13 protein-coding genes are annotated in these 14,005 nt (G+C 71.3%); 6 read left to right on the top strand and 7 right to left on the bottom strand.

The window, feature by feature from the left end; all coding sequences use genetic code 11:
- Nucleotide 1: 1 nt before the first annotated feature.
- Complete coding sequence (locus tag ACQYVW_RS05665; RefSeq protein WP_434936335.1) at nt 2-946, bottom strand: glycosyltransferase family 32 protein; 945 nt, start codon at nt 944-946, stop codon at nt 2-4.
- 66 nt (nt 947-1,012) lie between these two features.
- Between ACQYVW_RS05665 and ACQYVW_RS05660 the strand changes: the two genes are divergently transcribed.
- Nucleotides 1,013-2,134: a glycosyltransferase gene (locus ACQYVW_RS05660; RefSeq protein ID WP_434946319.1), complete on the top strand. Its 1,122-nt coding sequence runs from the start codon at nt 1,013-1,015 to the stop codon at nt 2,132-2,134.
- A 6-nt stretch (nt 2,135-2,140) separates the two neighbouring features.
- On the opposite strand, the gene ACQYVW_RS05655 is transcribed toward ACQYVW_RS05660, so the two are convergent.
- Genes ACQYVW_RS05655 through ACQYVW_RS05645 form a run of 3 tightly spaced genes read right to left on the bottom strand, consistent with a single transcriptional unit; the run spans nt 2,141 to nt 5,080 of the window.
- Complete coding sequence (locus ACQYVW_RS05655; RefSeq protein ID WP_434936339.1) at nt 2,141-3,661, bottom strand: PH domain-containing protein; 1,521 nt, start codon at nt 3,659-3,661, stop codon at nt 2,141-2,143.
- Nucleotides 3,645-4,163, bottom strand: a complete 519-nt coding sequence (locus ACQYVW_RS05650; RefSeq protein WP_434946318.1) for a PH domain-containing protein — start codon at nt 4,161-4,163, stop codon at nt 3,645-3,647. Before ACQYVW_RS05650 ends, ACQYVW_RS05655 begins: the two co-directional genes overlap by 17 nt.
- Nucleotides 4,160-5,080: a lauroyl acyltransferase gene (locus tag ACQYVW_RS05645; RefSeq protein ID WP_434946317.1), complete on the bottom strand. Its 921-nt coding sequence runs from the start codon at nt 5,078-5,080 to the stop codon at nt 4,160-4,162. Before ACQYVW_RS05645 ends, ACQYVW_RS05650 begins: the two co-directional genes overlap by 4 nt.
- Before the next feature lie 318 nt (nt 5,081-5,398).
- On the opposite strand from ACQYVW_RS05645, the gene dtd reads away from it, so the two are divergent.
- The 3 genes from dtd (at nt 5,399) to ACQYVW_RS05630 (ending at nt 8,460) form a co-directional block, all read left to right on the top strand.
- Nucleotides 5,399-5,839, top strand: coding sequence for a D-aminoacyl-tRNA deacylase (dtd, locus tag ACQYVW_RS05640; RefSeq protein ID WP_434946316.1), 441 nt, complete (start codon nt 5,399-5,401; stop codon nt 5,837-5,839).
- A 182-nt stretch (nt 5,840-6,021) separates the two neighbouring features.
- Entirely contained in the window at nt 6,022-7,884 is a 1,863-nt protein-coding gene (rpoD, locus tag ACQYVW_RS05635; RefSeq protein WP_434936008.1) for an RNA polymerase sigma factor RpoD, read from the top strand.
- A gap of 198 nt (nt 7,885-8,082) precedes the next feature.
- On the top strand, nt 8,083-8,460 hold the full coding sequence (locus tag ACQYVW_RS05630; RefSeq protein WP_434936009.1) for a hypothetical protein: 378 nt from the start codon (nt 8,083-8,085) through the stop codon (nt 8,458-8,460).
- Nucleotides 8,461-8,980: 520 nt separating this feature from the next.
- Here ACQYVW_RS05630 and ACQYVW_RS05625 read toward each other — a convergent pair.
- Nucleotides 8,981-9,880 carry a LysR family transcriptional regulator gene (locus ACQYVW_RS05625; RefSeq protein WP_434946315.1) on the bottom strand — a complete coding sequence of 300 codons (900 nt, stop codon included), beginning with the start codon at nt 9,878-9,880 and terminating at the stop codon, nt 8,981-8,983.
- 138 nt (nt 9,881-10,018) lie between these two features.
- Between ACQYVW_RS05625 and ACQYVW_RS05620 the strand changes: the two genes are divergently transcribed.
- A complete protein-coding gene (locus ACQYVW_RS05620) occupies nt 10,019-11,053 on the top strand; it encodes an SDR family oxidoreductase (RefSeq protein ID WP_434936011.1) in 1,035 nt (344 codons plus the stop codon).
- A gap of 10 nt (nt 11,054-11,063) precedes the next feature.
- Nucleotides 11,064-12,413 (top strand): NTP/NDP exchange transporter, encoded by a 1,350-nt coding sequence (locus ACQYVW_RS05615; RefSeq protein ID WP_434946314.1) that lies wholly within the window; start codon nt 11,064-11,066, stop codon nt 12,411-12,413.
- A gap of 39 nt (nt 12,414-12,452) precedes the next feature.
- Here ACQYVW_RS05615 and ACQYVW_RS05610 read toward each other — a convergent pair whose 3' ends face one another.
- Both ACQYVW_RS05610 and ACQYVW_RS05605 read right to left on the bottom strand, forming a co-directional pair.
- Nucleotides 12,453-13,184, bottom strand: coding sequence for a DNA-formamidopyrimidine glycosylase family protein (locus tag ACQYVW_RS05610; protein ID WP_434946313.1), 732 nt, complete (start codon nt 13,182-13,184; stop codon nt 12,453-12,455).
- Nucleotides 13,177-13,935 carry a DUF72 domain-containing protein gene (locus ACQYVW_RS05605; RefSeq protein WP_434946312.1) on the bottom strand — a complete coding sequence of 253 codons (759 nt, stop codon included), beginning with the start codon at nt 13,933-13,935 and terminating at the stop codon, nt 13,177-13,179. The genes ACQYVW_RS05610 and ACQYVW_RS05605 overlap by 8 nt, the downstream gene beginning before the upstream one ends.
- Between the last annotated feature and the right edge of the window lie 70 nt (nt 13,936-14,005).

Genomic DNA, 14,005 nt, shown 5'->3' with positions numbered 1-14,005 from the left:
GCTAGGGCAGGTAACGGGCGACGATGCTGCCTTCGCGGTAGAGGTGGTGGGCGACATAGCCTTCGAGCTTCCTGCGCTCCCCGCCGCGCAGCTTGATCAGGCGCGGGGGTCGCGCCGGCGCGGGATGGGCGAGCAGGCGCCGGTACAGGCGGAAGCGTCGCCAGTGCGAGATCTGCTGCAGGAAGTACGCCGTGTCCTCGGCCCGCCACAGCTGCAGGCGGTAGGCACGGCCCGTGTCCAGCACCACCTGGGCGCAGACGTGGACGATCAGGTAGCCCGGCCTGGAAATGCGTTTGACCAGACGCTGGTAGCGGCCCTGGCGGCGCAGGGCCTCGAGATAGGCCTCGTCGCCGACGGCGAGGGCCCTGGCCAGCTCCGCATGCCAGTCGACGAGGAAGGGCATGCCCGGCGGCGCGGCCATGCACCAGCTGTCGAGCACCGGCGTGCCGCCGGGCACGCAGAATCCCTCCAGGTAGAAGCCCAGGTATTGCGCGCCGCTGTCGGCCTGCGCCTCCACGAGCCAGTCGAGCGATTCGGTGAGGATAGTGCTCGCGTCGATCCAGACGCCGCCGTGGCGCGAGAGCAGATACAGCCGCAGCCAGTCCGAGCGCCGCGCCGGTGTCAGCCGTTCGAAGTCGGGCGGGAGGTCGTCGGCCTCGACATGGCGCAACAGGTCGTCGCCGACGATGAGCCGGATTTCCCAGCCAGGGCAGTGGCGTCGCCAGTTGTCCAGACAGCGGCGCACCACCAGGGGCACGCGATCCTCGTGCCAGTACGACCACAGCGTGCGCGGGATCGTCGCTCCGCCCCGCACCGGCCCGCCGCCTTCGATCAGCCAGACGCGTGGCCGGCACGGCGCCGATTCGACCGGCCGCCGCAGCCACCACGCCAGCGACATCGCTGCGGCGAAGGCAAGCAGGAGGCAGCCTGTGCAGAGCAGAGCCATGGCGCGGCGGATACGCGGGGGTGCGCTGGCGCTATCGTATGAACCCCCTCGCGTGAATCACTCGTCATGACCCAGGCCCGCCCGCGCGTGCTCCATCTCGTCACTGGCGGATTCTCCGGCGGCGCGACCCAGGTCGCGATCCAGCTGGTGAATGCCGGCATGGCGGGCGGGCGGGTGGAACCCTTGCTGGTGCTGCGCCGCAAGCGGCGCGGCGATCCAGCCCGGATCGCGGAACTGCGCGCGGCCGGAACCCCGCTGCGGCTGGTGCCGGGCTGGACGCACCTGGCCACCATCCAGGCCCTGGTGCGGCTGTGCCGCGAGTTCCGGCCCGACGTGCTGGTGGCGCACGGCTTCAGCGAACATCTCTGGGGGCGCTACGCGGGGCTGCTGGCGAAGGTGCCGCACCTGGTGCACGTGGAGCACAACACCCGCGAGCGCTACACCCGCTGGCGCCTGGCGCAGACGCGCTGGCTGGCCGCGCGCACGTCGCGCATCGTGGGCTGCTCGGAAGGCGTGCGCCAGGTGCTGCTGGACATGGGCATGCCGCCCGGGCGCACCATCGCCATCCCCAACGGCATCCGCCTCGATCCCTTCGCCGGGGCCGACGCGCATCCGCTTGCCGCACGCGTTCCGGGCATCGTCATGGTCGCGCGCTATTCGCGACAGAAGGACCACGCCAGCCTGCTGCGTGCCCTGGCCCTGCTCGCCGAGCGCGGACTGCGCCCACCGCTGCTGCTGGCCGGCGGCGGCAAGGCCCTGCATCGCGCGCCGGTCGAACGTCTGGCGGCCGAACTGGGCCTGCAGGACCAGGTGCGTTTCCTGGGCGTGGCGCGCAACGTGCCGGAACTGCTCCAGACCCATCGCATCGCGGTACTCAGCACCCGCTACGAAGGCATGCCGCTGGCCCTGATCGAAGGCATGGCGGCCGGCTGCGCGGTGGTGGGCAGCGCGGTTCCCGGTGTGCGCGAGGTAATCGCGGACGGCGTGGACGGCCTGCTGGTGCCCGGGTCGGATCCGGTCGCGCTGGCCGATGCGCTCGAGCGCCTGCTGCGCGACGACGCGCTGGCCACGCGCCTGGGTGCGGCCGCGCGCGCGCTGGCGCTGCGCGAATACGGGCGCGAGCACATGAATGCGCGCTACGAGGCGTTGTTCCTCGAACTTGCCGCCCAGCCGCCGCTGCGCGGCTGAGGCTCGCTACCAGCGCAACGGCCGCCGCGCCACTTCGCGTCCGAGGCTGTGGTGCAGGGCGCGCGCCTCGGCCAGCGGCAGGTAGCGGATGCGCAAAGGCGGCGCCAGGCCACTGGCGCCTGCCGTATCGAGCCATATCGAGGCCATGCCGAAACGGCGGTCGAGCGGCGACTGGCGCAATTGCAGGGACTGCAGCTTGTCGATCTCGGCGAAGCGCCAGTGGCGCGCCCACCAGCCCTCGCGTACGGCCACCAGGCGACGGTCGACGTGGTAGCCGGCAAAGCGCGCGTGCCGAAGCGCCAGCCACCAGCCCCAGGGCAGCCAGAGCAGGCCCAGCAGCCCCAAGGCGCCGCCGTACCAGCACAGTCCGGCGCTGAGCAGGGTGGCGAACACCGCATCGCCCAGCAGCAGCCGCTGCCAGGCGCGGGGGTGCAGCGGGCGCCAGCCTTCCGGTGGCCAGAGGCCGCCGTCGAGCAACCGGACCAGCAGCGCATCGCAGGCCGCGGGCGTGGCGATGGGGGCCAGCTCGGGCGCCTCGCGCGGTTGGCCCTGGCCGTCGTCGCCCTGCACGCCTGCGGTATCGATCGACAGCGAGCGGCGCGCGAAGCGCCGGTGCAGCCAGCCTTCACGCAGGGTCCAGGCCTGGATGCGGCGGCGCGAGACGCTGCTGCGCACGCGCGAGAACAGTCCGCGCTCGACCGTCAGCCGGCGGCCGTGCTCGCGCAGCTCGAAGCCGTGGTAGCGCACGATCGCCAGCAGGACCGAGAACAGCCGCAGCAGCGCCAGGGCCAGCAGCAGCACCCCGGCGAGCGCGAGCGCCGTCGAGGTCCAGCCGCCATCGAGATGGGCGGCATAGCCCGACAGCTCGCCGCGGATCCGGTCGAAGCCCTGCTTGATCGTGTTCTCCGGCAAGGCCTGCCAGGCCAGCGCGAATGCCGCGCCCACCACCACCATGCCGCGATTGGAGACCAGCCCCAGGCGCACCAGCTCCGGCAGCGGCAGCGCCAGCAGCAGGTGCCCGCTGTCGGCGGGCGCGGCGTCGGCTGTCGCCTCCACGCCATGCGCGCGCTGGCGGATCAGCTGTTCCAGCGCCAGCGCATCGCCGAGCTGCAGCACCCGCATCTGCGCTTCGGGCCGGGTGCCGCCGGCCGATTCGAGCTTGACCTCGGCCACGTCGAACAGGCGATGCAGCAGGCTCTGCCGCAACTCGACGTTGTGGATGCGCGAGAACGGCACCTGCCGCAGACTGCGTTCGAGCAGGCCGCTGCGGATCACCAGGCTGTCGCCCTCGATCCGGAAGCGGTAGGTGAAATAGCGCCAGACCGACACCGCCGCCAGCACCAGCACCGCCACGCCGGCGGCGGCCAGCTGGTAGCCCTCGTCGCGGCGGCCGCCGAACACCAGCAGCACCAGCAGCGGTACCAGGAACTGCCGCAGCGAGCCGAGCAGCACGAACAGCCAGGACCACGGATGCAGGCGCCGGTCGGCCGGCGAGGCCTGGAGCGCGGGATCAGGGCTCGTCGTCATCGGTCTCGATCCAGCGCGCCAGCCGGTCGCGCAGCCGCTCCGCGTCGGCGGCATCGAGCCCGGCCGTGGCCACCGCGTTGCTGCGGGTGCCGGCGGTGTGGATCACGAGCGTGGACAGGCCGAAGCGGCGCTCGATCGGGCCGTGGCGCAGGTCCAGGTGTTGCACCCGCGACCCGGGAACGAGGGTTTCCTGGCGCCACAGGCGGCCGCGCCGCAGCGCATAGCCATCGCCATCGAGGCGCCAGCGGGTCCAGGCGTAGCGCCGCTGACCGGCCCAGGCGCCGAACGCCGGCAGGGCGACCAGCACCGCCAGCGCCAGGGGCAGGCGCCATGCTTCCGCGACCAGCAGCCCGATCGGGACGAGCAGGACCAGCGCCAGCAGGCCGTTGCCGAAGGCGCTGCCCAGCACGAACAGCCAGCGGGCGCGCGACGGCAGCGGCTGCCAGCCCGCGTCGTCGTCCGCGGGACCTGGTAGGTCCGGGGCAGTGTCCGGCGCGCTCATCCGCCTTCCAGATCGGCGTAGGGATTGGAGGTCGCGGCGCCGGGCGGCTGCGCCTTGAAGCGCTTGTAGGTCCACTGGTACTGGGCCGGATCGCGTCGGGCGATGCGCTCGACATCGGCATTGAGCGCGGCCGTCGCGATCCGGCTGTCGGCCGCCGCGACACCGGGCGAGGCGGCCATGATCCGCAGCGCATGCGCCGGGCCCGGGCCGATGCGTTCGCACCAGGCGAACAGCACCGTGGCGCCGCTGCGCGAGGCGAGCCGGCCGAGCAGGGTCATGGTCGAGGCCTGTACGCCGAAGAAGGGTGCGAATTCGCCGTCGCCGCCCTTGGGCTGCTGGTCGGGCAGGATGCCGACCACGCCGCCGGCCTGCAGGCGCTTGTACAGCTGGCGCACGCCCGCGCCTTCGGCCCGCACCTGGGTGACGCGGTCGGCCTGCGTGTCGGCGCGCACGCGGCGCAGGAAGGCCTCGCCGATGGCCGATTCCGGCGGCTTGTAGAGGATCGCCAGCGGCGTCTTCGCCGCCAGCCACTGGTTGAGCAGTTCCCAGTTACCGAAATGCGGCGCGGCCACGATCAGCCCGCGGCCCGCTGTCAGCGCGTCGTCGAACAGCGCCTCGCCGTGGATCTCGGCGATCAGGCCCAGGTTCTCGGCATGCGGGCGGGTCCACATCCGGAGGGTCTGCAGGGTCTGCAGGCCGGTCGAACGCAGGATGCGGTGGCGCCAGTCCTCGCGCTGGGCCGGCAGCAGGTCGGGGTAGGCCAGTTCCAGGTTGCGCAGCGCCACCCGGCTCTCCCGCGCGCCGGTGCGCAGCCACAGCCACGCCAGCGCGTCGCCCAGGCGCTGCAGGGCGGGCCAGGGCAGCCGGCCGATCACGGCGGCGAGCGCATACAGGAGCCGGGCCAGGAGGTCGGTCATGCGCGCAAGTGTAGCGAGCGCGGACCGCAACCCGGGGCGCGGGGCCCTGACGGCCGCGCCGCATCGCGCTATGCGCACAGGGCCGGGCGCGCTGGCAGCAGTCGCCCGGCGCGGCGGGCGGGCGCCCCGGCTGGGCCTTGGTCGGCGGCGCGTCGCCATGCGCCGCAGCCCTCGACGACGGACATCCACACCCGCGGCTGCAGCAGGCGTCGTGCGCGCAGCAGGGCATCCGCGTGTCGCGGCAGATCCACCCATGCGCGCGGAATGCCGAACCATTAGGCTTGACGCCCCACGCGCCCCGGAACCCCGCGCCCGCCCATGCTTGCCCTCATCCAGCGCGTCAGCGAAGCCAGCGTCCGTGTCGAAGACGAGGTCGTCGGCCGCATCGGGCCCGGGCTGCTGGCGCTGGTGGGCATCGAGCCGGGCGATGGCGAGGCGCAGCTGGCGCGGATGACCGATCGCCTGCTGGGCTACCGGGTCTTCGGAGACGGGGAGGGGCGGATGAACCGTTCGTTGTCGGACACCGGCGGCGGCCTGCTGCTGGTCAGCCAGTTCACGCTGGCGGCCGACACCCGCTCGGGCATGCGCCCCGGCTTCAGCACCGCCGCGCCGCCAGACGAGGCCCGGGCGGTCTTCGACCGTCTGCTGGCTGAATGCCGCGCGCGTCACGTCGGCCCGGTGGAAACCGGCCGCTTCGGTGCCAACATGGCGGTCGCCCTGGTCAACGACGGGCCGGTCACCTTCCTGCTGCGCGCCTGATCCGGCGCTTCCGGCTGCTCGGGGGCCTCGGAGGGCGGCCCGCGAGCTGGAATCCGCAGGATCCGTCCCCATCTGTGCTGCAGCCCGGTCCCTGATGGACGGGCTCCAGGCCACCCGCGGAGGACCCGAGGGGGCGGCGATGGTATAATTACGGGTTCACTTTTCTCCCCGGTGCGCGCCTCATGGCGAACGAACGTCCAGCCGAGCAGTCCGACATCAAGCTCCTGATCTCCAAGGGCTTGGAGCAGGGCTACCTGACCTACGCCGAAGTCAACGACCACCTGCCCGACGACCTCGTCGATCCGGAGCAGATCGAGGACATCATCGGCATGATCAACGGCATGGGCATCGAGGTGCACGAGATCGCACCCGATGTCGAATCGCTGCTGCTCACCGGCGACTCCACCGGCAACCGCGAGGTCGACGACACCGCGGCCGAGGAGGCGGCGGCCACGCTGACCGCGCTCGACGCCGAGGGCGGCCGCACCACCGACCCGGTGCGCATGTACATGCGCGAGATGGGCACGGTCGAGCTGCTGACCCGCGAAGGCGAGATCGCCATCGCCAAGCGCATCGAGGAAGGCCTGAACCAGATGCTGTCCTCGCTGGCCAGCTTCCCCTGGTCGGTGCAGCTGCTGCTCGAGGACTACGAACTGCACAAGGCCGGCAAGAAGCGCCTGGCCGAGCTGGTGGTGGGCTTCAACGACCTGGAGGAGCCCGCGCCGGAGGCGCCGGCCGCCGAGGCCGACGACGCCCCGGCCGCGGACGATGCGGAAGCCGAGGATGAGGACGAGGCCGACGACGGCGAAGCCGAGGAGGCGGGGCCGACCGGACCCGATCCGGCCGAGGTCGCGCGCCGCATGGAGGCGCTGGCCGCGCTCTACACCAAGTTCCAGAAGACCTACGCCAAGTCCGGCGCCGAAGCCAAGCCGGTGCTGAAGCTGCGCGAGGAAATGGCCGAGATCTTCACCACCTTCAAGCTGCCGCTGCCGCTGACCGACACCCTGGTGCGCAAGCTGCGCGACGTGGTGGGCCAGGTGAAGGACCACGAGCGCCGCATCCTCGACCTGTCCACGCGCGTGGCCAAGATGCCGCGCAAGGACTTCATCCGCGCCTGGGAAGGCAACCAGACCAACCTGGGCTGGGTGGACGAGGTGCTCAAGCGCAAGCAGAAGTGGTCGAGCGGCATGCGCGAGGTCAAGGACCAGATCATCGCCGAGCAGGAAGCCACCCTCGCGGTGGAGAAGGCGATGATGGTCACCCTGGCCGACCTGCGCGAGATCAACCGCGCGATGGCCTATGGCGAGGCCAAGGCGCGCAAGGCCAAGAAGGAGATGGTCGAGGCCAACCTGCGCCTGGTGATCTCCATCGCCAAGAAGTACACCAACCGCGGCCTGCAGTTCCTCGACCTGATCCAGGAAGGCAACATCGGCCTGATGAAGGCGGTGGACAAGTTCGAATACCGCCGCGGCTACAAGTTCTCGACCTACGCCACCTGGTGGATCCGCCAGGCGATCACCCGCTCGATCGCCGACCAGGCGCGCACCATCCGCATCCCGGTGCACATGATCGAGACGATCAACAAGCTCAACCGCATTTCCCGCCAGATGCTCCAGCAGTACGGCCGCGAGGCCACGCCGGAGGAGCTGGCCAAGGAAATGGACATGCCCGAGGACAAGATCCGCAAGGTGATGAAGATCGCCAAGGAGCCGATCTCCATGGAGACCCCGATCGGCGACGACGAGGACTCGCACCTGGGCGACTTCATCGAGGACACCAACGTCGAGTCCCCGATCGAGGCCACCACTAACATCAACCTGTCCGAGACCGTGCGCGACGTGCTGGCCGGGCTGACCCCGCGCGAGGCCAAGGTGCTGCGCATGCGCTTCGGCATCGACATGAACACCGACCACACCCTCGAGGAAGTCGGCAAGCAGTTCGACGTCACCCGCGAGCGCATCCGCCAGATCGAGGCCAAGGCGCTGCGCAAGCTGCGCCACCCGAGCCGCTCGGAGCAGCTGCGCTCGTTCCTCGACATCGACTGAGCCGTCCGGCGCGCCAGCCGGCGCTCCACGACACTCCGATCGCCCCGGTGCGCCTCGTCGCCCCGGGGCGATTTCGTTGTGGGGCGCCAACCTGAACGCCTGCGGCTGCGGGCGCGCCGCGTTCGCGCCGCGCCGACATCCGCGCGGGCAAAGTCGCTACCCGACGGCGCAGCGAGCGCCGGAACCAGGAGATCATTGATGAATGCGACCAAGACCCTTCTCGCGCTGGCCCTGGCCGCTGGTCTGAGCGCCTGTTCCAACGCCGACCAGGCCCAGAACTCTGCCCAGGAAGCCGCCAACTCGGCGACCGAGGCGCAGCAGGCGGCCCAGAACGCCGCCAACACCGGCGACATGGCAGCCGCGCAGTCCGCGCAGGCCGCCGCCGAGGCCGCGGACGCCGCGGCCGATGCCAGCTCGCAGATCGCCAGCCAGGTCGGTGGTGCCGACGACATGACCCGTCGCGAGGACCTCGCCGACTCGGCGGAGAAGGCCGCCGACGCCGCCGAACAGGCGCAGGACGCCGCCGAGGAGGCGAACGCCGCCGCCGACGGCCGCAACAACACCGACGGCCAGTAAGCCGTCACCCCGACGACCGGGCGGCCTCGCCGCCCGGCTCGTGTCGCGCGGCCGTGGCCGGTACTCGTCGATCGGTCGCGGTTGCGCGATCTTTTGTATGCACCATGGACCGGCGCCGCGAGCGCTGGCGTCGCTTTTGCTAGGATGCCCGTTCGGGCCTATAGCTCAACGGTTAGAGCAGGGGACTCATCGAAAGGTGCCGCCGCGCAGGAATGCGCGGACGGGAACGGGATGAATTCAGGGAAACCGCAGCGGCGGCCGCGAGGCCGGCCGGTGGCAATCCTGAGCCAAGCCGGCGGTACACCGCCGGAAGGTGCAGAGACTACCTGGGGGCTGCAGTGCCCTTGATCACAGGCTCGAGCGTCCCGCACCCCATCCGCCCGGCAGCCGCCGCGGCGAAGGGTGAAGAGATAGTCCGCTCCGCAGGGAAACCCGCGGCCAAAGCGAATCCCTTGGTTCCAGGTTCGAATCCTGGTGGGCCCACGATAACCATCGCGCAGATGGCCTTGCCGTCGCGTTGTCAGGCAGTTGCCTGCTCCCTGAGAAAGTCGACGAACGCGCGTAACGGCGCCGGTACATGGCGCCGATCGGTGTAGTAGAGGTACGGGCCCTCGAACGATTGCCACCATGACTCGAGTACCGGCCGCAGCCTGCCGTCGTCGAGGGCTGGCCGTAGGTACTCCTCGAAGGTGTAGATGATGCCGCTGCCAGCCAGCGCGGCGCCTACTTCCAGGTCCTGCGACGAGGTCAGCAGCGGGCCCTGCGGCGGCACGCGGACGGTGTCGCCGTCGCGCTCGAACTCCCAGACCGCGAGCTTGCCGCTTTCGAAGCGGTGGCCGATCAGGCGATGCTCGACGAGTTCCCGCGGATGCTGGGGCGTGCCGTGGCGGTCGAGGTACGCGGCCGCGGCTGCGGCTACGAAGCGCTGCCGTCTCGGGCCGATCGGTACCGCGATCATGTCGCGCGCCAGACTTTCCTCGTAGCGCACGCCGGCGTCGTAGCCCGCCGCCAGGACGTCGATGTGGGTGTTGTCCATCGCCACCTCCACGCTCACGCCCGGATAGCGGGCGAGGAAGGGCGGAACCAGCCCCGGTAGGACGAAGCGCGCGGTCGGTACCGGAACGTTGAGGCGCAAGGTGCCGACGGGGCGATGGATGTCGTCGCCGAGGTCGTCGAAGGCCGACTCGATCTCGGCCAGGGCCGGGCGCAGCCGGTCGAGCAGGCGCTGTCCGGTATCGGTCGGCGTCACGCTGCGGGTAGTGCGGTGGAGCAGCCGCAGGCCGAGGTCGCGCTCGAGCCGGCGGATACGGTCGCTCAACGAACTCGGGGCGACGCCGCGACGATCGGCTGCGGCACGGAAGCCTCCGGCCTCCACCACGGCGGCGAACAGGGCCACATCGCTCAGGTCGGGACGGCGCATGGGGATCTCCCACAAGGGATTGTGCGGCTCATCGTACAAGGCGTTCGCATTTATCCGGTTTATCCGGACTGAGGACGGGCGGAGCATGGCCTCGCCAAGGCTGCCCGCTGTGGGCGGCCGTCCTCCGAGGACCCCACCATGCCTGCGAACCTTCCCTCCACCAGCTCCCGACCCGTGGCGTCGCGCCGCGGCCTGGCCGCCCTCGCGCTGGGCGGACTGCTGCAATTCGGCAATGCATTGGCGCAGTCGGCGCCCGAACCCGGCTGGACCCCGGCCGACATGCCTGCGCAGGACGGCAGGATCTTCCTGGTCACCGGCGGCACCAGCGGCATGGGCTACGAGGATGCCAAGGCGCTGGCCGCGGCTGGCGCGCAGGTGGTGATCGCTGCCCGCAACCCCGAGCGCGGGCAGGAGAGCATCGCCCGCATCCGCAAGGACCATCCGCGCGCCCAGGTGCGCTTCGAACCCGTCGACCTGGCCGACCTCGCTTCGGTGCGCGCGCTGGGCGAGCGCCTGCGCGCCTCGCTGCCGCGTCTGGACGGGCTGATCAACAACGCCGCGATCATGGCCCCGCCCGAGCGCAGCGTGTCCGCCGACGGCTTCGAGGCCCAGCTCGCGACCAACTATATCGGCCACTTCGCGCTCACCGCCGAGCTGCTGCCGCTGCTGCGACGGAGCGAGGCGCCGCGCGTGGTCACGCTGTCGAGTATCGCCGCCGCGCGCGGGCGCATCGACTTCGACGACCTGCAGGCCGAGCGCGGCTACGACCCTTACGCGCGGTACGCGCAGTCCAAGCTGGCCTGCCTGATGTTCGCGTTCGAACTGCAGCGGCGCAGCGATGCCGGCGGCTGGGGGATCGCGAGCTTCGCCGCGCACCCTGGCGTGGCGGTCACCGAACTGGTCCGCAGGGGGCCGGGGCTGGACAGCGACTTCGGTCGCGAGTGGGCGCAGGACCGGGAGGAATACCATTCCGCCGCGCAGGGCGCGATCCCGACGCTGTACGCGGCCACCGCGACGGAGGCGCAGCCGGGCAGCTATTACGGCCCCGTCGGCGCAGACGAACATCGCGGGCCGCTGGGCCTGGCGCGGGTACCGGATGCCGCGCGCGACGCGGACGCCGCCGCGCGCCTGTGGACGCTGACAGAACGCCTGACCGGCCTCGAGTTTCCCTGAGGCCGTGGCCATGCCCTCCGCCATTTCGCGTGCCATCGCCACCGCGATCCATGCCGAGCCGGAAGAAGTGGGTGCCTCGCTCACCGGTTTCGCGCTGTTTTTCTGCATCTTCGCCGGCTACTTCATGCTGCGGCCGGTGCGCGAGGCGATGGGCATCGCCGCTGGTGTCGACCAGCTGCAGTGGCTGTTCACCGCCACCTTCGTCGCGACCGTGCTGGTGGTGCCGCTGTTCGCCTGGCTCAGCTCGCGGGTGCCGCGACGCGCGTTCGCCGGCTGGGTGTACCTGGTGTTCTGCGCCAACCTGGTGGCGTTCGCGCTGGCTTTCCATGCCCGGGAGGGCGATCTCTGGATCGCGCGCGCGTTCTATGTCTGGATCTCGGTCTACAGCCTGTTCGTGGTCTCGGTGACCTGGAGCGTGATGGCCGACGTGTTCGACGCGGCCCAGGCCAGGCGGCTGTTCGCCTTCATCGCCGCGGGAGCCAGCGTCGGCGGACTCGCGGGCCCGGCCGCAGGGGCGCTGCTGGTGGGCGCGGTGGGGCATGCCGGCCTGGTGCTGATCGCAGCGGCGCTGCTGGGCGGCGCGCTGGCGCTCAGGCGTCCACTGATGCGGTGGCGCGAGCAGGGCGGGGCCGGCCGGCCTGGGGCCGTGCCCGCGGAAAGCACGCGCCGTCCGGTGCCGGGCAATCCACTGAGCGGGTTCACCGGCGTGCTGCGTTCGCCCTATCTGCTGGCGGTCTCGGGATTCGTCCTGCTGCTGGCGGCGGTCACCACGTTCCTGTACTTCGAGCAGGCCAGGCTGGTGGCTGCGCTGTTCCCCGATCGCGACACGCAGGTGCGGGTCTTCAGCCTGATCGACATCGCGGTGCAGGCCGGCGCGCTGCTGGCGCAGGCCTTCGTCACCGGGCGCGTGGCGCAGAAGCTCGGGGTGCGCGTGCTGCTTGCGGGCGTGCCGCTGCTGGTCAGCGCCGGGTTCGTCGGCCTGGCGCTGGCGCCGGGGTTCGCGATGCTCGCCGCGCTGATGATCGTGCGCCGGATCGGCGAGCACGCCTTCGTGCGCCCGGGCCGGGAAATGCTGTTCGCGCCGCTCGACGCGCAGACCAAGTACAAGGCCAAGGCGTGCATCGATACAGTGGTCTACCGCGCGGGCGATGCCGCCAGCGCGTGGATCAGGGCCGCGCTCGACCTGCTTGGCCAAGGCATGGTCCTGGTCGCCGTGATCGGAGCCGCCTGTGCGCTCTCGTGGGCCGCGCTCGGCTGGTACCTCGGCGGCCGGGCGGACGCACTGGTGCGCCGGCGCGCGGACAGCGGCGCATTGCCATCCGCGCCGAAGGATGCGGCGCCGGTCGGCCTGCCCGGCTGATCCGGATGCGCTCCCGCGGCAGGCGGTGCGCTGTCGCCCTCAGTAGCGCAGCTGGCAGTGGTTGCACCAGAACGTGCGGCGCTGGCGCGTGCCCAGGTGCGCGAGTTCCAGGCGCGATCCGCATTCGGAGCATTCGCGCCGGCGATGCACCAGCCAGTGCTTGCGCAGCACGTACTGCTTCTTCCACTCGAGGAAGTCGAAGCTGTACTCGCGCGCCTGGGCGATCATCTGCCCCAGCTTGCGCGGCGGCAGGTCGCCGACGCGGGTTTCGGGATGCACCCGGATGCGGAACAGCACCTCGTTCTTGATGATGTTGCCGACGCCTGCGAACACGTCCTGGTCGAGCAGCGCATCGCAGACCAGGGTGTCCGGCTCGCGCTTGAGCTTGCGGCGCGCGAGCGCCGGATCCCAGTCCGGCGACATCACGTCCCCGCGCCAGTCGTAGCTTTCGTCCAGCGGACCCTCGACGTACTTGAGCGACGAGGAATAGAAGTACAGCGTGCCGTTGTCGAAATGCAGCGCCAGCCGCGGCGGCTTGCCGGGCTTGGGATCGTCGATGCGGTAGGAACCGAACATCAGCATGTGCACCCGCAGGCTGAAGTTGCTGAATTCCAGCAGGAAATGCTTGCCCCAGCTGCGCACGGCCACCACGCGCCGGCCCTGCATGCGCTGGATGTCGAGCTTGCTGTTGCCCTCGACCTGGCGCACCGTCCTGCGTCGGAAATGGGCGGCTTCGTCCCTGAGGATGACGATGGATGGGCCTTCAGGCATGGCTCCTCCGGCGGATGCGCGGCGCGGCGCCGGCAATGGTCTGGAAGCGCAGCGCATCGGTGACCGCGTGTCCGTGCGCGGTGTTGTCGAAGATCACCCAGGCCGGCGCGGCGCGGGCGGACGCGACCGCGGCGGCGAGTTCGTCCAGCGCCGGATCCTCGTAGCGGCTGTAGTAGATCCGCGGCGAGCCATGCCAGCGCCAGTAGCTCCAGGGCGCGTCCGCCGGCGGGCGCGCGGCTTCGGGCAGGCGCGCCGGATCGGCGGCCACGCGCGTGACCGCGTGCCGTTGCAGCAGCGCAGTCGCGCGCGCGTCGAACCAGCTGGCGTGGCGCGGCTCGCAGGCCACCGGCACGTCGGTGCGACGACGCAGCATGCGGAGGAACGCGCTGGCGCTGCGCGGTTCCAGCGCCAGGCTCGGCGGCAGCTGCAGCAGCAGGGCACCGAGCTTGCCGCCGAGGCCGTCGACCTCCGACAGGAAGCTGTCCAGCGCGGGGCCCGCCGCGCGCAGGCCAAGTTCGTGCGAGATGGTGCGCGGCAGCTTGGCCGAGAAGCGGAACCTGGCGGGCACGCTCTCGGCCCAGCGCCGCCAGGTTTCTCGGCGGTGGGGGCGGTAGAACGAAGAGTTGACCTCGACCACGTCGAAGCGCGTGGCGTAGCGCGCCAGCATGCTGGCGCCGTCGTCGAACAATCCGCGCTGCGGCGTCCCGATCGACCAGCCTGCGCAGCCGATGCGGATGCGGCGCGCGGCCATGCTCAGACGCCCCGGCCAGGGGCGCGACCCGCGCCGGGCATCGCGCAGCGGCGGACGGCTGTCCGGTTGC

The organism is Luteimonas campi, from assembly GCF_051162505.1.
In the GTDB taxonomy this organism is placed as follows: Bacteria; Pseudomonadota; Gammaproteobacteria; order Xanthomonadales; family Xanthomonadaceae; genus Luteimonas.
This window is presented reverse-complemented; position numbering and strand designations above follow the sequence as displayed.